This window comes from Pseudomonas sp. WS 5071 (assembly GCF_012985765.1).
In the GTDB taxonomy this organism is placed as follows: domain Bacteria; phylum Pseudomonadota; class Gammaproteobacteria; order Pseudomonadales; family Pseudomonadaceae; genus Aquipseudomonas; species Aquipseudomonas lundensis_A.
The window spans coordinates 45,279-64,377 of the sequence record NZ_JAAQWY010000028.1; the positions used below are offsets into that span (position 1 = coordinate 45,279).

Here is a 19,099-nt window from a genome sequence, read left to right on the forward strand (position 1 = left end):
CTTCACAAGCAGATCCTCAGCCGGATAATGCGCGCCAGTCAACAAATTGTTTGATGGGAAGTATTAGGTGCACATGAAAAACTCGTTGGGATTCACGCTTTATCTGGCCGGGCTCAGCATGCTGGGTTATCTGGCCATGGACATGTACCTGCCGGCATTCGGCACATTGCGCGCTGAACTGCAATTGTCCGCAGGCGCTGTCGGCGCCAGTTTAAGTATTTTTCTCGCCGGTTTTGCCGTGGGCCAATTGTTGTGGGGGCCTTTGTCGGACCGGCTGGGACGAAAACCCGTGTTACTGGCCGGGCTGACGATGTTTGCCCTGGGCTGTCTGGGCATGCTTTGGGTCAACGATGCTGTGTGGCTGCTAAGCCTGCGCTTTATTCAGGCCATCGGCATCTGCGCCGCGGCGGTTACCTGGCAAGCACTGGTGATCGACCGCTACCCGGCCGACAAAGCCAACCGCGTATTCGCAGGCATCATGCCGTTGATGGGCTTGTCTCCGGCGCTGGCGCCCTTATTGGGCGCGCTGGTACTTAATCACTTGGGCTGGCAGGCGATCTTCACTGTTCTGTTTGGCATCGCCGTGATGCTGTTGCTGCCCACGTTATTGCTTAAAGAGAAAGTGTGCCCGCGCCTTGAGCAACACAACATCGTGCGCGTGAGTTACTGGCAACTGCTCAGCTCATCAACGTTTAGCGGCAACGTGATGATATTTGCAGCCTGTTCCGCGAGTTTCTTTGCCTGGCTGACGGCATCGCCTTTCATTTTGGGCGACATGGGCTACAGCCCGAATGACATTGGCCTGAGTTACGCCTTCCCGACGCTGGCCTTTTTGATCGGCGGCTACAGTTGCCGCAGCGCGTTGCAACACATCAAAGGCCGCACTTTGCTGCCATGGCTGCTGTTGGCTTACTGCGCAAGCATGGTAGGGCTGTACGTGGTGGCGACACAGACTCAACCCACATTGGCCACATTGCTGATTCCGTTTTGCCTGATGGCACTGGTGAACGGCGCGAGTTACCCGATTGTGGTGGCCAATGCACTGCTTCCATTTTCGGAAAACTCCGGCAAGGCCGCAGCGCTACAAAACACCCTGCAGTTGGGGTTGTGCTTTCTCGGTAGCCTGGTGGTATCGGCGTACATCAGTCACCCGCTGGACATTACGGTGGAGGTGATGCTGGCTTCGGCGCCCGTGGCGGTGCTCGGTTACCTGATCCAACGCCGCAGGGCCACTGCCGAACGTCTTGCAACGCGCTGAACTTTGTCGCGAACGGGGGCATCCAAACCTCATCGAGTTGCACTGTGAGCGTGTTGGATGACCCAGATCATTACCCCTGAAACCCCTGAACAGGTGCATTCCGAACATGATGCGAAAATGTTCGGATCACCCAAGGACCGGCTGGATTTTTACCGGCGTGAAATACAGTACGAAACCAGCATCCTGTCCCATCGAACGGACGCCTATCTGGCCGCCCAGTCATTTCTGGTGATTGCATTTGCATCGTGCATGGCCAACCTGAACCCGGAGTGGGGCAAGTTTTTCACCCTGACCGTGCCGCCGCTACTGGCTGTGCTGGGGCTGATGATTTCATTGAATGCCTGGCCGGGCATTCGCGCAGCGTACGACATCATTGACCATTGGCATTTCAAGCAAAGTGAGCTGCTGAGCAGTGAACCGCAAATGGGGATGGCGTACGACGAGTCGCCGCTGTTCTGCGAAATGGAATCCACCCACAAGGGGTACAAGAAATCATTGATGTTTTCAGTGCGTTCCCCGTGGCTGTTTGCCATCTTCTGGATGGTGCTAGGGGCCTTCTCACTGTATATCCAGATTGATAACCCTTTGACCTGATACACCGCGCGCGCAGAAGAGGCCGTAGTTCCGGGTGGGAATACGGCCTGTGAGTAACCCTGTTCAGGCCACATCGACCAGCACAATCTCACTGTCTTCGAGTGCCGTTACCCGCAGCACGCGCTCATCGACGATCGCTACACCATCCCGAGCGCTGGCCTGCAACCCGTTGACCTCAATCAGGCCGGTGGCAGGAACCAGATAGGCGCGTCGCCCCTGATCGAGCTGATACTCCGCGGTTTCACCTGCTTTCAGGTTGGCCGCCACCAATCGGGCGTCGGCGCGAATGCGCAAACTTTCCTGATCCCCGTCCTTACCGCTGGCCAATGTCACAAAGCCTTCACGCTGGCCTTTAGGGAACGGCTTGGCACCCCATGAAGGCGGGTCCCCGGCCTGATTCGGCATAATCCAGATCTGGAAAATCTTTGTTGCTGTCGACTCCAGGTTGTATTCGCTGTGGGCTATACCGGTGCCGGCGCTCATGACCTGTACATCGCCCGCTTCAGTACGGCCTTTATTACCCAGGTTGTCTTCGTGGCTGATGGCCCCTTCACGCACATACGTGATGATCTCCATGTCGCGATGGGGGTGTTTCGGGAAACCGGTACCGGGCGCAATGATGTCGTCATTCCATACCCGTAGATTGCCCCATCCCATACGCTGCGGGTCGTAGTACTCGGCGAACGAAAAGTGGTGGTGCGCATCCAACCAGCCGTGGTGAGCGCCGCCCAAGGTGTTGAAGGGTCTGAGTTCAAGCATGATGCCTCTCCTGTTCTGGTCAGTCGGGGGGGGAATGAACGGTGTCCCGAATGAGAATGGAGAAAGTGTGCGCCTCTGAATCATCGATAAAAAGTTTAAAAAGTACGTAAAACCAATCAATTAAATCGATACTTATCGACGCGCAATCTTCAACCTTGATGGTCGAAACGGCTGCTAAACAGCTGATGCTCAAGCAATTACTAGAACTCCCGGCGCAATGGAGCGAACATAGCCCATCCGCCCGGACAGCCTCACACCCTGGAGTCAGCGTGCCGCAACACACATCAGATTTGCCCGAACCCCTTTCCCCGGTTACTCAACTGCCGCTGCTCAAGCGTCTGGCAGCACGCCTGTTTGGCAGCGGTTTAAGTCACTTGCGCGCCCAACATGCTGCGTCCTGGCTGCAGGGGCAGGCGGACGGTTTTCGCAGCGGGCACAGTGCCGGTGTGGATTACGGCTATGAAGAGGGGCATTCAGACGGGTTGGAAGAAGGCCGTCAGGTGCTGTTTATCAATGACACCCGCTCGCACGTGCTGCGTGCCCCGGGCATCGATGACAACCTGTTCGATGACAGGCGGCTGCCGTTGGGCGCGGAACTGAAAAAGCAGATCAAAGCCGATGTCTCGGCGCGGCTATCGGCCTCTGCACAGCCCAGCGCGGCGCAGTGGAAGATGATCTTCAGCGACACACCTTCCACATCCGTGGTGGCAGGCGCCGGGGCGGGCAAATCGACGTCGCTGGTACTGCGCATTTTGCTGCTCAGTCACTACCTCGGTTTTGAATTGAGCTCCATGACGGTGGTGACTTTCACCCGCGAATCGCGCAAGGATTTCATCGCCAAACTGCAGGAAATCTTCGCCTTATGGGGGCGCACGCTTAGCCTCAAGGAAGCCCGGGACGTGGTGCGCACCTTCCACTCGCGGATCTTGCCGATGGTGCGCAGCCTGCCGGGTTACGCGCAGCTGCAGGCCTTCGAAACCCTCAGCAACCGAGGCACTAGCGATGATGACGCCGACAGCAACCCGTTTGATTTGCGTATCAATGATGCTCAACGCCAACAGCTGAATGCCTGCTATCACGGCCTGTACAGCCAAAATGAGCGTTTTCGCGAGACGATGGGCGTGTTGTGCCGGCATGCGTTGCAGCTCAAAGAACTGGAGCGGGATCATCCGGACGTGCAAAAACGCATGGCGGTGACAGAATTGGCGGCCAAGCGTGATGAGGAACTGTGCGACACCCTCGAAGACTTGTGGTTTGCCGCCGGTGCCTGGCCGATTCAAGGCATCGAGCCGAGCCGTGAAACAGTAACCATCAACGGTTCGACGTTCCATTGCCACGGTTACATTGCGCAACTGGATGCGTGGGTGGTGCTGGGTTTCGATCCCCGTGAAAATCCTCAGATTAGCAGGCCCAATGCCAAATTGAGCGTGCGTGCAGAATGGGCAGTCAAGCGAACGCTGTTTCGAGCTTTCTGCGATAAGCCCTTGATATGGCTCGAATCTTACGATCAATCCAGACGCGTATTATCCACGTTGTCCGGGGACACCAGCGCCGGGCCAGGCGTTGAATACAAGCTCAAGGGTGAACTGAGTCCGGCGCCGCTCCTTGACTGTTTTGTGACCGCCGCCAGCTTTATCGAGAACCTGGGGCTGGACGTCGCATCTGCCGTGGGCGACATGCGGTTTGCCAAAGACGACCCTGACCGCTTTTTCTTCGAGGCGCTGAGCCTGTTCTGGCGCGCGCTCGAAAGCCATCTGCTGGCACAAACGCCTCCGGTCATGACCTACAACCGCATGTTTTCATTGTTCGGGGAGCACACCGCGCAGAATTTCAAACTGCTCAGCCACGAGCAGTTGCGCCCGTTGTCGCACGTGATGATCGATGAGTTTCAGGATGTCTCGCCGCAAATCGTTTCGTGGTTGCGCGCCAGCCTGCGCGAAATTCGCAGCCGTGGCCCCGCCATGCATGTGGGGCGGGCTGCGCAACGCTCTTCCTTGTTGTGTGTGGGCGATGACTGGCAATCGATCTACGGCTGGCGGGGCAGTTCGCCCACATACTTCATGGCCTTCGACAAAACGTTTGTCTCGCCGTCCACGACGCGGGTCATGCTCAGTGACAACTTCCGTAGCCAGCAGCACATCATTGATGCCGCAGAACATATCGTCCGTGCCGCGCCTTCCATACCGGGTAAACGGGCCAAGGCCTGTGGCGAAGCTAAACCGCTGGTCCCCGTCCAAGTACTGGACAGGGACGATGCCGCTTTGGTGGCGAAATTGACCGAGCATTACAACGCAGGTGATCGGGTATTAATGCTGTTTCGAAAAAGCAGCGATAAGGCACTGATTGAAAAGGATATTCAGTCGATTGTTAATGTGGATTCTAGATTGCCACCTGAAGCGCGCAGGCTGAGACAATTGACGTTCCATAGCGCAAAAGGCTTGCAAGCCGATGCTGTGTTTCTGCTTGGAGACTGTCAGCACCTGACCTCATCGCCCTACAAAAATCAGGTCTACCGCATGGCGGGCCTGGGCAATGAAGGCGACCCCGAGGCCTACGACACCGCGCAAAAAGATGAAGTGCTGCGCTTGGCTTACGTCGGTATTACACGGGCGATCACGCATTGTTACTGGTACGTGGAGGGTAAGGAGGCGCAAGGGCCGGCGATCCCCAAAGCCTCTGATCGAGTGCCCAAGGGCAAGGCATTCTTTGAAGATCTGCGAGGGCTTGGCGTTGACGCTTCGCGTTGAGTCTTAACCCGCTGCCGGGCAACGTGCCATGCTGACTCAAGGCGACACAGGCACGTACGCCACGCTTTCATCGCCGTGCTGATGAAGCAGTCGCTGCCCCATGTTGGGCTGGCTCGTAACGGTTTGATGGTCGGCCTGTAAGAAGCTCAGCGGCAGGGGTTTGCCATGACCGTGCTGAACGAAAATCAGGGTGCGTCTGGGGTCAAAGTGCTGGCCGCTGGAGTGGTCGAGCCAGGCCATGAAATCAGCGCTGCTGCCGTCGTGGGGGTAATCCGCCGCGCCCCCAATGAAATAGAACGGCGCACCATCGTTCTGCACATACAAGGGCAGTTTGTTGTCGACGTCGATCATCACCATGCGCCATTTCTCCCAGGGGGCTTGGTAACTTGCCGCTGTTTTGACATCAGCGCCAAACTGCATGATCCCACCCCCGCTGTTAGTCCACGGGTAAACCACGCCCAGCACGGCCAGCATGAGGATAGACGTGCCTGCAAACGCCATGCCCCAGCGCCGCCATTGGCCCTTGCCATGCGCCAGCCTGCGGGTCACCCACCAGGCGGCCAGCAGCTGTGCGAAGGGCACCAGCGGTAACACGTAATAACTGCGGCGGCTGCCGCTGGCCGTGAAGAACAGAAACAGCAAGCCCAGACCTGCCACCAGCCAGCGGGCTTCGGGTTCAATCTGCCGCCAGTGGCGCACGGCCACCCACGCGCCGATCATCCAGAAGGGTGCCCAGGGCAAGGTGTAGACCGGCAAATAAATCAGGTAGGTATAAATCGGTCCAACGTTGTCGAAAGGCTGGAAAAAACGCACCACATTTTCCCGCAGAACGAGCCCCAGGCCGCTTTCGCCGTAGGTCGGCGCGCCATACAGGTGAGAAAGCATGAACGGCAGCATGTACATGGCCGCGGCCGGCAACAGGGCGGCACACAAGCGCAGATTGAAATGGCGCTTCCAGCGTTGCTCGCCCAGTAGATGCGGCAATAACAGCAGCCCCGGCAAGATGAAGCCAATCAGCCCCTTGAACAGCGACGTCAGGGCCAGCAACAAAAAAAATACGCAGTAACGGCTCAAGCGCGTGTCATCGGGTGCGCGCCAATACCACCACACAGCAGCCAGCACCCCACAGACGGTGAGGATGTCGGCTGTGGCCACGCGTGCCCAAAACAGAAAATAAAAGGTTGTGGCCAGCATCCAGCCGGCAATCAGCCCTGTGCCTTTGCGGAACAGGCGTTCACCGATCAAATACAGCAACCACACGCTTGACCAGGCGGCAATCACTGCAGGCAGACGCAACGCCCAGTGATCCAGGCGCCCCAGTACGCCCGCAGTGGCCGTGATCAGCCAGTAAGAGGGCAATGGCTTATCGTAGTAAGGCGTGCCCTTGAGGTAGGGATCAAGGTAGTCGCCGCTTTGTAGCATTTGCAAAGCGATAGTGGCCCAGCGGGTTTCAGGGCCCCAGAGTTCGCGCGCACCTAGCCCCAGCAACAGCAGTAATGCGGTCGTCACCAGCAGTAGCAACAGGGGTGTTAAGGCCTGAAACGTGTGTTTGCTGTGGTTCATCGCAGTCCGGACTCAATCCTGATGAAAATCGCCGCTGACAGGTGCGTCGTTTGGCCGCGATCGATGCTAAACGGCAGAACCTGACGCATCGCTGAATCGGTTGCATGAACGTCCTCCCGGGCTGCGCGCACAATGGCGTGCCGGGTATGAAATTGACGTGAAAAAAATGTGCGTCCGGCAGGCATCAATGCCATTGCATTGCCACCTCTTGTCTAACGCCACGTGCTCCCGAGGGCTGAGAGTGGTAAATTCTGCGCCCATGAAACTCGTCACCCTGATATCGATCCTCTGTTGTAACGCCAAAACGCCGAATTTCACCGGTTCGTGGTTTGAATCGGTGATCTGTCGTGCGCCAAAGGAACCTTCACATGAATGATTTACTGACTCGCCGCCGTGTTGTTCAGGGCCTGGGCTTGCTCAGTCTGGGCGTACTTGCCGGATGCGACCCCGGCAGTGGCTTGTCGTACAAGTACGGTAAGGATTTAAGCAACGAGATTCTGGGGCGCAAGTTCAAGCTCCACGATGCTCAAGGCAACGACGTGATGCTGGGCAGCTTTCGCGGCATGATGCCGATGATTTTCTTCGGTTTCACCCAGTGCCCGGCCGTGTGCCCTACCGCACTGGCGCGGGCGGCGCAAATCAAGAAGATGATGGGCCCGGACGGCGACCGGCTGCAGGTGGTGTTCATCACCCTGGACCCTGAGCGTGATACCCCGGCGGTGCTGGATGCCTACGTCAAGGCCTTCGACCCGACCTTCATGGCGTTGTCCGGCACGCTGGAAGAAACAGCCGCCACGGCCAAGGAGTTCAAAGTCTTCTACGAGAAGGTGCCGAGCGGCGCTACTTACACGCTGTCGCACACCGCCACCAGTTTTGTCTTTGACTCACGGGGCGTGCTGCGCCTGGGGCTTTCACCTTCGTTGTCGGCCAAGCAGTGCACCGAAGATTTGCTTACCGTGATGTCCGTCTGCTGATTCAACGCATCTTTGAGAGCCAACACTATGAAACCCGTCAAGTACCTGATGTTGTCGTTGCTGGGCATGAGCCTGCATGTCTCGGCCCAAACCACTGTGGATGATGCGTGGGTGCGCGCCACCGTGCCGGGGCAGCCGTCAAGCGGTGCGTTTATGCGCATCACCTCGACGACAGACAGCAAGCTGCTGGCCGTCACGTCCCCCGTCGCCAAGACCGTGCAGATCCACCAGATGAGCATGAATGGCGACGTGATGAGCATGGGCCCGGTGGAGGCCATTAACTTGCCAGCTGGCCAGACCGTGGCGCTCGAGCCCGAGGCCTATCACGTCATGCTCATTGACCTGAAAGGTCAAATCAAAGAAGGCGATACCGTTCCGCTCACGCTGACGGTTGAAGATACACAGGGCACCAAAGCGTCCATTGAGGTGCAGGCCAAAGCCCGGGCATTGAATAGCATGCCGATGAACCACAAGGGCATGCACGGTCACGACGCCATGCATGACCACGGCAACATGCACTGATAGACGGCTCGGTCGGGCGATGACAGCGTGCGGTTGTTGCCCGTGAAGCTTCAGAAACGCCCGCTGAGGGGATACTCGAGGGCCAGGCGGATCTGATCCGTATCCAGTTCTGCTTGCGCGGTGTTACCGCGGTGTACGTTATGGCGCAGTGACACCACTGCGCCTTTGGCGACGCCGCTCTGCACCACATAGCGCGCCTCAAGATCCCGCTCCCAGTGTTTCCCGTCTTTGCCATAGCCCAGATAGGCGTAACCGCCACGCGGGTCGAAGTGGCTGCCGTCAATGTCGCTGCCCCGAACATACGCAGCGCTGAGCATCAGGCCCGGCAGGTGCCACGGCGACATGTCCAGGTCGTAGCGCAGTTGCCAGGACTGCTCATTCGGCGCATTGAAGTCAGATAATTGCACAGCATTGGTGATAAAGATCGCGCCGCGGGTCACATAGTCAAACGGTGTATCGCCATGCACCTTTTGATACCCGAGGCTGAAGCGGTGCGCCCCATTTGAGTAGCTGGACAGCAGGCTCCAGGTGGTGTTGTCCAGGGCGCCGGACAGGGCTTTGCCTGTGTCGGTCGTGCGGTACAGATTGAAATTGAACGCCAGTGCGCGCTGTTCATCGAGGGGCTGGCTGACGATAACCCCCATGTACTGCTGGTTCCAGGTGTCCTCATAGCGCGAGGTATACACGCTGGTGCTCACTTGTTTGCTAGGGGTATAGACCACCCCGGCGAGGTCGAATGCATTGCCCTTGATCGCATTGGAGTAATTGACCACGAACCCCTGATGATGACTGCTGGCATTACGGTCGGTACTTTCAGTGAAATGCCCGCCGACCATCCTCACGTTCTCCCATTCACTGCTGCTGAGAAACACCCCGGTTGCTGTTTCGGGCAGCAGGCGGCTGTCTGAAGAGCTGAACACCGGCGTTTTGACCCGCTGTTCGCCCCATGACACGACGGTATTGGACAGGCGCAGCTTCAACGCGGCCCCGCCGCGACTAAAGTCGTTCTTGGGATAGCCTTCGTTATCCAGCCCCAGCAAGCGGGCTTTACCCGCACGTCCGCCGCCACTGTCGAGTTTGACCCCCAGGTACGCGTGAGCATCGACGCCGACACCTATCAGCCCTTGGGTGAATCCCGATTGCAGGGAGCTCATCAGCCCGTAGGCCCATTCCTCGGCATAGCCATTACGCGCATACCGGGATTTGTAGGCATTACGTGAACCGCTGTTGCGCGCGCCATGCCGGTATTCGCGGCTGTCATAAACCGTGCGGTTAACCGCGCTCCAGGTGCTGTCCTCGATAACCCCCTGGCTTTGCGATTGGGCCGACTCGGCCATAGCCAAAGGGCTGACCAGTGCAATCAGCCACGCTGATCGGTTGCGTAGCACTGAATTACGTTGCATGTCATTTATCCATAAACCGTTCAAAGGGTGCTCACGCGCAGGCTCTTCGCGCCCTCAAAAATACTTGAGCCAGGTGATGTCGCGGCGACGTGCCTTGAGCCCTGCAAACCAGCGCACCGGCCAATACAGTGCGACGGTCAGTGCGATGGCGGTCAGCCAGATGGCACTGATGTGATCGAACCCGAACCATGCACCCTGATTGAGCCCGAACACGGCACTGCTGAGCAAGTACAGCACTTTAAGCACGTACAGGTGCAGCAGGTAAAAAAACATCGGCGCCGCGCCAAACACCGCCAGCGTGCTGATCCAGCGGCTTTGTTGCGCGCGTTCAAAGGCCAGCAACAGCAGCAACCCAACACCGAGGGTCAGCGTCAGGAACAGCAACGAAGGCGGGTATTTGGTGATATTGAAAAAGCTCATGACGCTGTGTGACAGCTGCTCGTAATGGACCCAGGGTGCTTCGCCATAGCCATTGAACAGGCGCAGGACGAGGAAACCCAGTAAGCACCCCACGCCAGCGCGCAACAAATTGCGTGGACGCTCGTGGGCTGAGGCGCCACGCGAAAACCATGGGCCGATGCAGTAACCCAGCGCAATCAAACCGATCCACGGCAACACGGGGTACGACGTGCGCAGGCGCAGGCTGCCCGAGAAGTCGATCCAGCCTCGGTCATGCAGGATCGCCCACGGCACATGCAGAAATGACCCTTGAGGGAAATGAAGGCTGTCCAGCAAGTTGTGCCCGGCCACAATCACCAGCGCTGCTGCAAACAGTGCAGGGCGGGGCAGCCAGACCAGCACCGAGAGCGCGATCATGCTCACGCCAATGGCCCAAATCACTTGCATGTAGATCACAGTGGGCGGGAGTTGAAAGGTCCAGGCGAAGTTGACCAGCGTGAATTCAAGTACCACCAGAAACAGACCACGCTTGAACAGAAACGCCGCAACATCGGCTTTACCGTGGTATTTCTCCCCGTACAACCAGGCCGACAGCCCCGTCAGCAACACAAAGACCGGTGCGCAGAGGTGGGCGAGGGTGCGGCTGATAAAAAGTGCGGGGTCGGTGCTGTCGATCGCCATCGGATCGGCCACTTGGCGGTGCAGGAAGAACGTTTCACGCACATGGTCCAGCAGCATGAACAGAATCACCAGACCGCGCAGGGCGTCGATGGACAGCAAGCGTTGTGACTGGGGCGGCGCAACAGGGGACGAGTGGGGCATTGAAAGGATCGCAAGCAAGGATTAGTCGGAATGGCAGCAGGTTAATACCTGCATCAATGGTTACCTTATAACATCCACTGCTTGGTTGAACACCCTCCGCGGTCTTGTGCCGCATGAATACCCTCGGGTTGCCTGCGGTTTATAAGGACGTGTGGATTTGCGCTGACACCCGTGAAAGGACGCATCCCACCAATGGCGATTTACGCCTTGTCAGGAGGCAACTGTGCATGACGATGCCCAGGGAAGTTCTGGAAGCCTTAGGCTCTGTACGAAATGTATCTGCGCTCGGTTATGCCGCGTTGAAAACAGGCTCGGAATGCTCATTTACACCCCGTAAACTCCGCTTCCTCGCCAGTTTTCGCCTTGCCTAACCTTCGCTCGAAAACATTTCGTACAGACCCTAGTGCGCGGTCTGTTCAGCAATGCAGTGATAGTCGCACGAGATGAGCTGTAGCCACTGCGTAATCCAGTGAGGATAACCAGGACGCGTCTATGAAAATCTTCCTTAATGGGTATTGATACGGTGTGAGTTCACGTCCTTGAAAACAACCATTTAACGTTCCGCTTAACAGGCAGTGAAAAGGAATGAATGAAAATGCAACCAAAAGCCACCCAGCCGATAAATGGGCGTTCTGACATGATGTCGGGTCGACACCCTAAAAATGGAAAATAATTATTTTCAATAATCTCTATATAGGGCACGACAAAGAAGCCATTAAAGATCAAGCAGAAAAAAAGCTTACTTTTACTTAAGTCACTCCCTGAAAAATGTATTTTTAGACAGTAGGCAAAAAAAATGCCGCACACGGCCAGCGCAGGAAAAACCCACATAATCATTTTTTGACCTCTTGATAGATCTGCTTTCCTGTTTGGAAATCAGTCTGTATTTCAAGGCCCCATGCGCCAACCCCCATTTCCTTATAAGAGCGCACATAGTCCGTTCTGACATATCTAAATAAACGCCAGGCACCTGGCTTTAATAAGTGTCGAGTAAGGCCATAGACAGACAGGCCTAAGTCAACGGAACTGTAGGCTAAATTCCCCTCGCGGTCTTCATAGCCCGCCGACTTTGTTATTGCTTGATAACCCTTCCTGACGGGACCTTCTGTATCAGATCGATCCACTAAAAGATTGCGCCCGTTTTCATAAATGTTATTAGCACCATGGGCCATCAATGGCACACCTGCTACGAGACATAGCGTACCTACTGCGGCTTCGCGAACAACCTGGCCTGGTCTGTTTGTGGGTAGGTCGCGAAACCAAAGTATCAGCGCTTAAAAAGCCTTTCTGTACCACTACCCAGAGTGCGCAAAGGCTTGAACGTGCAAGAAGTCGGACTGGCCATGTTTCTGGAAAGCATGCTTGACGCTGCACAGGCGTCAGGCAAAAACGCATTGGCATGAGGTGAAGGGCACTCTCACACGCGTATACGGTCTATTCCCACAGCCAGGGTGCTCAATCGTGTGCTCAGGTTTCAAAATCGGTCCATTGCGTCTTAAAGAGGTCAATCATGCGAAACATTATTTCTGCATCACTCATTGCCGGTTTTTTATGTGCAATGCCCTATGCAGCGCAGGCCGCAGACGACAACGCCAGTGATTGCAAGCACAACGCGATACTGGCCAAGTCCATGGATCACCACACCTGCTACACCAGCGGGGACAAGGCACCCGATCAGTACACCCGTGAAGAAAGCGCCATCAAGAACTGGAAAGCCAAAAGCTTGCCGCAACCCAGCGAAAATTCGCAATGGGTGCAATTCAGTGATCACTACGTGCTGGTTAACCGCACCAATTCGGTGATCGAGCAAATCCGTACGCTTAAAGGCACTGTTGTCAGTCAGTAACCCCCCCCCCGCAAGCGGGCCGCTGTAGACAGCGGCCCGCTCTCTGGCGCCTGCAGTGCGGTGAACGTTAACGTTCTCGGATGCACGCGTAGGGGCATTCGCTGATAGGCCGATGAAAAGGGTGAATTTAGGGGGATGCGCATTTTGATGACGATGCGAGACCCGGCTACGGCATGAGTAGAAGGCCTGCTTTGTAGACTTTTTATTCAATCTGCAGTCAGGACCGTAATCATGCCTCAACGCTTGCATCACCACACGCCAACACTAGGCGCTCAAGATCCACGGGGGTTGACGGTGCGCGAGGTGGCGTACCATCGGCGCTCACCCGAACAGACAGCCGAGGCGCGCATCACGCGTCAGGTGTACAGCGCTACCGGTTTTTTACAGGAGCAATGGGACCCGCGTCTGTATGAGCGCCGACAACGTGTTCCTTCCACTGAGCCCAATCAGCGTACGCAATTTACGCTCAGCGCACGCGTGTTACGGCACTGACAATGTCGACAGCGGGCACTGCATCATCTGGAGAAGCGCAGGCAATCTGATCCTCGATACCTGGGACGCATCGGGCATACGCCATAGCCATGAGTATGACGACTTGATGCGCCTCAAAGCAGTGTTTGAGCAAGGGCCCAGTCCTGGCCCGCGCCGGTGTACGGAGCGCTTCAGTTATGCCGGCGCCAATGCTGGCGATGCCGCCCTCAATCGCTGCGGGCGTGTATGGCAGCACGAGGACCCGTCAGGTGTCCTGACGTTCGAGCGTTACGACATCAACGCTAACGTTGTCGCTCAAGCTCGGCGGTTTATTGAAGGTTTATCACAGGCGCCGATCCATGCCCCGCCCCCGGCGTTACCCCATGCTGCCTTAGAAGCCCTTCCTTACATGACCCAATGGCGATATGGCGCGCTGGGCCAATTACTGGCTCAGCACGATGCCAAGGGCAATGTTCAACTGCCCCGGTACGGCATCGACGGCAGGTTGTCGTCGATGGCCGTTCGCTTCAATCAAGGCCAGCAACGCTTGCTGCTGCAAGAGCGTCGTTACACGGCCAGTGGCAACGTTGAAACCGAGCAGGCAGGCAATGGCGCGCGCAGCACCTGGACGTACGATCCGATGGATGAGCGTTTGTTGCGGTGTAAAACCCAGCGCAGCCGCCACCCTCGTACAGTTCTTCAAGATTTGACCTACACCTATGATCGAACGGGCCTGATCGTGGGTGTCAGCGATGGGGCACAGCCGGTTGAATGGTCGGACAACACGCACATAGAGGCCTCCTCCCACTATGCGTACGACACGCTCTATCAACTGATCGAAGCGACCGGCCGCGAGCATGCGAGGCATACAGGGGGAGCGACGCTCCCGCCGCAAGAGGATTTTGCCCAAGGCAGTGCCCAACGGCGCCGGGGCTACCATCAGCATTACCGCTACGACGCATCCGGTAATCTCATCAGCTTGCGCCATACCCCCACTCAAGGCAGCGGTTACACCCGGCACCTGAACCTGTCGAACACCAGTAATCATGGCGTGGCCCAGGTCACAGGTGTGGTCAAGCGGCCCGGCCGGGGCAGGGGGTTTGATCACAAAGGCAATCAACTGGCCCTTGAGCGGGGGCAATCCCTGCACTGGAATGCACGCGATCAACTTCTGGGCGTAACTCACATCGTGCGCGTTGACGCTGATAACGATGATGAGATCTACCGCTATGACGGTAACGGTCAACGCGTGTACAAGGCTCGCCGCTCCAGGGCACATAACGCCGTGCACCTGAGTGAGGTCCGCTATCTTCCGGGGCTGGAGATCCGACGCGATACGGCGACCGGCGAATGGCTGAATGTGTTGGTCGTCAATAACGCGTTCATCAACGTGCGCATCTTGCAATGGGAACAGGGTCGACCCACTGGCATGCAGGACGGGCAAGTGCGTTATAGCCTGGCCGATTACCAGGGTAACCACACGCTGGAACTGGATCAGGATCAACGCCTGCTCAGTCAGGAGCACTACTACCCGTACGGCGGGACTGCCTGGTGGGCGACTCCCACGGCAATAGAGGCGACGTATAAGACCGTGCGTTTCTCGGGCAAAGAGCGCGATGCCAGCGGTCTTTACGCCTTTGGTTTGCGTTACTACGCCCCCTGGTTGATGCGCTGGATCAGTGCAGACCCCGCAGGCGACGTTGATGGGCTCAATCGCTATGCCTTCGCACGAGGCAACCCGATCAATCGTGTCGATGCCGACGGGTTACAAAGCAACCCTGTGCAGCCGCCCAAGGCCCGGTTTGCCACGTTGCGCGGCATTACCACGCACATGGCGAGCCGGATCAGATCGCGTGTGCAACTGGCAGGCTCGGCTGCTATTCGAGACGCGTTGGCGACCTACATCAGCAACGCCTTGAGCGCCGGGCTCGACGTTGCGCTGTTCGAGGGGCGACAGCCAACCGCGGCACTGAACACTGCCTTGCGAAATACCGTGGCCGCGCTTGATGCGCTGGCCATGATGCACATGAGCAGCGGCCTGCTGGGCAACATCTGGCGCTGGAGCCCGCTGATCGGTTTCGCCGTGGCCGCCGCTGCTGACCGAGGCTTTATGATGCAGGGCCTCACCGAAGTGTCAGAGACCGAGCTGGGGTGGGACCCGGTTGCCCGTATGCGTCTGGGGGGACACATTCGCGCGTTTTCCAGAGAGATCGTGCAGCAAGTGTTACGCGGCTTGGGAGACACGGCTTCCTGGGGGCAAACGCCGTTGACCGCCAGAGTGCCCAGAACGCTGCTGGCCTCTGCCGCCTATGCCGTGGCGACTGTGCCCAACGCGATGTACGCCGCCCATGTGCCGGGCCCGATCACCCCCAATATCGGCCCGCTGATTGAGGCCTACGATGCCGCAGCAGGGACCTTACTGCGCAGTGGTCACCGAACGGTTCGCCATGACGTTCACCAGCAGACGCTGCAACTGCCGCCGGCCATGGATACGCTGCACGGCGGTATCAGCAGAATGTTCAATCAGACCTGGACGTATTGGGTCGGGGTCGGCATCGAGGCCGTGGCTGGCGCGGTGACCGGCGCGTCCCCAGCCGCCCAGAGCGCAAGGGCGCGCACCTGGGTCAGCGTGGCACGCGGCGTGGTGTCAGCACTGACCGAAGTGCGGGGTTTACTGTTGCAAACCGCCCGCGCCGGGTTCGGGAATATTGGCCGGCTTTGGCGGCCGTCAGCCGCTTGAGTCACCCGCACTACTATATGACCACCTGCCAGCCCGACCTGAGTAATAGCCTTTTTGCTCTAAGGCATTAAACAGGTCGGCAACCATGGCACATCTGCATCAATACACGCCGTCATTGACGGCGCTGGACCCCAGAGGTTTGAGCGTACGTACAGTCAATTACCATCGGCTGACGGTGCAACAACCTCCCGAGGCCCGCATTCACCAATCCATGTATGGCTCCACCGGGTTTCTGACCCGGCAGTGGGATCCGCGCTTGCAAGCACTGCGAGTGAGTAACAGTGATGCGCAGCCCAATCTGCGCCACCTCACGAGCCTGTCAGGGCACTCTGTGCGCAGCGACAGTGTGGACAGCGGCTGGCGCGTCACCCTATTTGGCACCGCACGCCAGCCACTCAACACCTGGGATGGCCGTGGCAGCCATCAACGGTTTGAGTACGACAATCAATCCCGGCTTACCGCCATTCACGAACAACGCAGCGACGACCCAAACCCTCGCTGCACTGAACGTTTCACTTATGCCAATGCCCGGACCGGGAAGAACGGTCACAATCTGTGTGGTCGTCTGGTGCGGCACGACGACCCGGCAGGCGTGGTTCTGTATGAGGGCTACGCCTTGTCGGGCGCCTCGACGCGTCAAACCCGCTGCTTTGCGCGCTTCCCTGATGCGGTCAATTGGCCGCAGGACGTGACTCAACGCAGTGAGCTACTGGAAACCCGCACCTATTCCACTCAATGGCAGTACAACGCACAGGGCGACTTGCTCGAACTGGTCGATGCCCACGGTAATCGTCAACGTTATGGGTACGGTATCGCGGGAGAGCAAACACAGATTGAATTACACATGGCCAGTGGCAAGCACGCGGTCTTAATGGATCAGCGGACCTATAACGCCGCAGGCCAAGTGACAACCGAGCGGGCGGGAAATGGCGTGCTGATGGTGGCGTCCTACTCGGAGGCGGATGGCCGCTTGCAGCATTTGACGGCGCACCGCCCTGGCTTACACCGCACGCCGTTACAGGATCTTGCCTACACCTACGACCGGGTAGGGAATGTCGTGAGCATCCTCGACAGCGCGCAACCGACGACCTGGACCCACAACTCACGCATTCAGGCGTTGAATACCTACAGCTACGACACCTTGTATCAGTTGGTCAAAGCCACCGGGCGTGAGAGTACGCGGCCGACAGGAGGGCGCTTGCTGCCTGATGTGATGCTGATGGGCGCAGATCACCTCCGATGGCGCAATTACACGCGTCATTATCACTACGACGCAGGCGCGAACCTGTTGCACATGCAGCATATCCCCTCATCCGGCCAAGGTTATTCCCAGCGGATGCGGGTAGCCCCTGGCAGCAATCGAAGCCAGTTGATGGCGAGCGCTGCCCAGGGAGAGGTGTTCGACCCTTGCGGTAACCTGACGATGCTCGTGCGCGGTCAGGGTATGGACTGGAATGTGCGCAACCAGTTACAGCGCGTGACGCTGATCAGCCGTGATAACGCAGGCAATGATGAGGAATTTTACGCCTACGACGGGCAGGCAGCGCGTGCCCTCAAACGCAGGGCAAGTCTGGCCAAGGGCGTCATGCACCTCAGCGAAGTTCGCTATTTGCCTGGCCTGGAGCTGCAGTGGAATCACGTCACCGGCGAGCAGTTATGGGTGGCGGCTGTGCAAGCCGGTCACACCCACGTCAGAGCCCTTAAATGGGAGCACGGCTTACCTGACGCGGTGAGGGATGAACAAATCCGCTTCAGCCTGTCAGACCATCTGGGCAGCGGCGTGCTGGAACTGGACGAACAGGCCGCCTTGCTCAGCCAGGAAGGGTTCTATCCCTTTGGCGCCACGGCATGGTGGGCGGCAAAAAGCGCCCTTGAAGCCACGTTCAAAACCCTGCGCTACGGCGGCAAGGAGCGAGATGCTACGGGTCTTTACTATTACGGCATGCGTTATTACGCGCCCTGGATGCTGCGGTGGATCAACCCTGACCCTGCGGGAATTGTCGACGGTTTGAACCTCTACGCCATGCTGCTGAACAACCCCATGAGCCACATAGACCGGCAAGGCCTGCAGGCTGAGGGTTTGTCGCCCGAACGACGCGTCGCGTTTGGTTTTTATATCGTGGTGGTTGCCTTGTTGGGAGCAGCCATTGGGCACCTGCACAATGCTCCGCTCCTCGGTGCCGCACTCGGGGCCATGTTGATGACGTCGCTGCTGGCGCTGGCGCTCAGAGGCGAACGTCTTTCACAGCAACCTCACTCTGAGGAGGACCTCTACGTGTTTACGCAAGCCGTGACGGCCAAGGTTTTGGAGTTCACCCAAGCGCAGCACCTGAGCGCCACTGAAACAGTCAAGATGTTCAATTTTGTCTACAGCAAGCTGGCCCCACTGCATGAGGAAGTGGGTATCTCGCTGGGAGCGCAAACCACGAGCGGGGGCGAGATTTATGGCTATGTGGGGCCTGCCAGCGCCATTGGCGCGATAAAGGGTCTCGTCGATACAGGGCGTCCGCCCTCGCGTGAATCGCGAAAAATGGGGGTACACAGTATTTTGCTTCGCAGTCGTCACCTGCCATCTGTTGCTGCGCCAACAGTTCAACACGCCGTCACAACGCCTGATGTCCCTGCGGCAGGCGCCTTAAGCCGGCTACCGACGGCAAAAAAATCCCACGCTGCACGTCGCCAGCCGCCTGTCACGGCCAGGCCAGCACCTGTTCAAGCAGCGCCGCCGATCAGTGTCGATGAGACCGCGGTGGCATCTGCGCTTCAGGGGCCTGAAGGGACCAGTATTGCGCTGACCATCAGCCATGTTCTGGAAGGGCGATTCCGCGCCGTGAATTGGCATCAGCACGCTGATTTGCTCTGGTCCGCCGATATACATGGCTATCAGGGCAGCCGCAGACGAGGCGCGTACCGACTGATGTTTGAGCATCTGGGTGATCGCCGTTACCGGATTGCCGGTATTCGCGACCCGCACTAAGCCAGTGCCTTGCACATGCGTCGC

At 57.8% G+C, this 19,099-nt stretch carries 14 protein-coding genes; 9 read left to right on the forward strand and 5 right to left on the reverse strand.

Annotation, left to right across the window (positions count from 1 at the left end):
- Nucleotides 1–73 precede the first annotated feature (73 nt).
- Both punC and HBN61_RS17110 read left to right on the forward strand, forming a co-directional pair.
- Nucleotides 74–1,258, forward strand: coding sequence for a purine nucleoside transporter PunC (punC, locus tag HBN61_RS17105; protein WP_170047312.1), 1,185 nt, complete (start codon nucleotides 74–76; stop codon nucleotides 1,256–1,258).
- A 57-nt stretch (nucleotides 1,259–1,315) separates the two neighbouring features.
- On the forward strand, nucleotides 1,316–1,852 hold the full coding sequence (locus HBN61_RS17110) for a hypothetical protein (RefSeq protein WP_094993550.1): 537 nt from the start codon (nucleotides 1,316–1,318) through the stop codon (nucleotides 1,850–1,852).
- Between the two features lie 63 nt (nucleotides 1,853–1,915).
- Here HBN61_RS17110 and HBN61_RS17115 read toward each other — a convergent pair whose 3' ends face one another.
- Nucleotides 1,916–2,611 (reverse strand): pirin family protein, encoded by a 696-nt coding sequence (locus tag HBN61_RS17115; RefSeq protein ID WP_094993551.1) that lies wholly within the window; start codon nucleotides 2,609–2,611, stop codon nucleotides 1,916–1,918.
- A 269-nt stretch (nucleotides 2,612–2,880) separates the two neighbouring features.
- On the opposite strand from HBN61_RS17115, the gene HBN61_RS17120 reads away from it, so the two are divergent.
- Nucleotides 2,881–5,358 carry a UvrD-helicase domain-containing protein gene (locus HBN61_RS17120; protein ID WP_170047314.1) on the forward strand — a complete coding sequence of 826 codons (2,478 nt, stop codon included), beginning with the start codon at nucleotides 2,881–2,883 and terminating at the stop codon, nucleotides 5,356–5,358.
- Between the two features lie 36 nt (nucleotides 5,359–5,394).
- Here the strand turns inward: HBN61_RS17120 and HBN61_RS17125 are convergent, their stop codons facing one another.
- Complete coding sequence (locus tag HBN61_RS17125) at nucleotides 5,395–6,921, reverse strand: ArnT family glycosyltransferase (protein ID WP_170047316.1); 1,527 nt, start codon at nucleotides 6,919–6,921, stop codon at nucleotides 5,395–5,397.
- Between the two features lie 368 nt (nucleotides 6,922–7,289).
- Between HBN61_RS17125 and HBN61_RS17130 the strand changes: the two genes are divergently transcribed.
- Both HBN61_RS17130 and HBN61_RS17135 read left to right on the forward strand, forming a co-directional pair.
- Nucleotides 7,290–7,895, forward strand: coding sequence for an SCO family protein (locus HBN61_RS17130; protein ID WP_094993555.1), 606 nt, complete (start codon nucleotides 7,290–7,292; stop codon nucleotides 7,893–7,895).
- A 27-nt stretch (nucleotides 7,896–7,922) separates the two neighbouring features.
- Nucleotides 7,923–8,417: a copper chaperone PCu(A)C gene (locus tag HBN61_RS17135; protein ID WP_170047318.1), complete on the forward strand. Its 495-nt coding sequence runs from the start codon at nucleotides 7,923–7,925 to the stop codon at nucleotides 8,415–8,417.
- Nucleotides 8,418–8,467: 50 nt separating this feature from the next.
- Here the strand turns inward: HBN61_RS17135 and HBN61_RS17140 are convergent, their stop codons facing one another.
- The 3 genes from HBN61_RS17140 to HBN61_RS17150 form a co-directional block, all read right to left on the reverse strand.
- The gene (locus HBN61_RS17140; protein WP_170047320.1) at nucleotides 8,468–9,820 is read right to left on the reverse strand and encodes an OprD family porin; all 1,353 of its coding nucleotides are present in this window, start codon (nucleotides 9,818–9,820) and stop codon (nucleotides 8,468–8,470) included.
- Nucleotides 9,821–9,874: 54 nt separating this feature from the next.
- The gene (locus HBN61_RS17145) at nucleotides 9,875–11,041 is read right to left on the reverse strand and encodes an acetyltransferase domain-containing protein (protein ID WP_170047322.1); all 1,167 of its coding nucleotides are present in this window, start codon (nucleotides 11,039–11,041) and stop codon (nucleotides 9,875–9,877) included.
- Nucleotides 11,042–11,874: 833 nt separating this feature from the next.
- Entirely contained in the window at nucleotides 11,875–12,312 is a 438-nt protein-coding gene (locus HBN61_RS17150; protein WP_170047335.1) for a DUF4225 domain-containing protein, read from the reverse strand.
- Between the two features lie 239 nt (nucleotides 12,313–12,551).
- Here HBN61_RS17150 and HBN61_RS17155 point away from each other — a divergent pair, with 239 nt between their 5' ends.
- The 4 genes from HBN61_RS17155 to HBN61_RS17165 all read left to right on the forward strand — a co-directional run bounded on the left by HBN61_RS17155 (nucleotide 12,552) and on the right by HBN61_RS17165 (nucleotide 19,075).
- The gene (locus tag HBN61_RS17155) at nucleotides 12,552–12,887 is read left to right on the forward strand and encodes an RcnB family protein (RefSeq protein WP_170047324.1); all 336 of its coding nucleotides are present in this window, start codon (nucleotides 12,552–12,554) and stop codon (nucleotides 12,885–12,887) included.
- Nucleotides 12,888–13,118: 231 nt separating this feature from the next.
- Nucleotides 13,119–13,379, forward strand: a complete 261-nt coding sequence (locus HBN61_RS22695; RefSeq protein WP_262498788.1) for a hypothetical protein — start codon at nucleotides 13,119–13,121, stop codon at nucleotides 13,377–13,379.
- Nucleotides 13,297–16,098 carry an RHS repeat-associated core domain-containing protein gene (locus HBN61_RS17160; RefSeq protein ID WP_262498789.1) on the forward strand — a complete coding sequence of 934 codons (2,802 nt, stop codon included), beginning with the start codon at nucleotides 13,297–13,299 and terminating at the stop codon, nucleotides 16,096–16,098. Before HBN61_RS22695 ends, HBN61_RS17160 begins: the two co-directional genes overlap by 83 nt.
- Nucleotides 16,099–16,183: 85 nt before the next feature.
- The gene (locus HBN61_RS17165; RefSeq protein ID WP_262498790.1) at nucleotides 16,184–19,075 is read left to right on the forward strand and encodes an RHS repeat domain-containing protein; all 2,892 of its coding nucleotides are present in this window, start codon (nucleotides 16,184–16,186) and stop codon (nucleotides 19,073–19,075) included.
- Nucleotides 19,076–19,099: the final 24 nt, after the last annotated feature.